The sequence below is a fragment of the Epilithonimonas hispanica genome (assembly GCF_003385395.1).
Taxonomy (GTDB): Bacteria; Bacteroidota; Bacteroidia; order Flavobacteriales; family Weeksellaceae; genus Epilithonimonas; species Epilithonimonas hispanica.
This window is the reverse complement of sequence record NZ_QNUG01000138.1, coordinates 1-539: the sequence shown is the minus strand read 5'-3', so window position 1 is coordinate 539 and position 539 is coordinate 1. Positions and strand designations below refer to the sequence as shown.

The following is a 539-nucleotide window of genomic DNA, read 5'->3' as shown; positions in this document are numbered from 1 at the left end:
GCAAAAGCAATGGTGGATAAAGAAATGACCTTGTTGATCTTGATTCTTTGTTCTATATTTTTGATAAGCATCTTTATTTTAGTTGTTGGTTGATAATGTTTGGTTGTTGGTCATTCGTACAACATTTATTTTCCTTTTTTCATCGCTCTTTGAACTCTGCCTGATGCTGAACCTGCTGCTGCACTTGCTGCTACAGAAGCTCCTCCTGTTTTGGCAGCCAATATTGCTGTTTTAGCACTGCTTGCCATTTTTCCTGCTGCACTTTTCATTTTCGTCATTGCTCCCGCCCCTCCTGCAGAAACAATACTGTCTGCAATGGTTGGGGTCATTAGTACTCCGATTCCCGTAACAACATAGGCAACACAGGTGAAAAGCTGATTGTAGATCATTCCGGAGTTGCTCACATAGACCATCAAAGCGTCTAAGTTGGTAATGGTTCCATTGGATAATAAGGTATCATACCTTTCGATCTCCATTGTATAACCGGAAGCGATCAATTGCTGACCGATGTTGATGATCGTATAGGCAACAAAAGTGTA

The 539-nt window shown here is 41.0% G+C and carries 1 pseudogene; it reads right to left on the bottom strand.

From position 1 onward, the window contains the following. Window positions 1-125 precede the first annotated feature (125 nt). Window positions 126-539 (bottom strand): annotated as a pseudogene (locus DRF58_RS18230) (hypothetical protein); the annotation flags it as partial.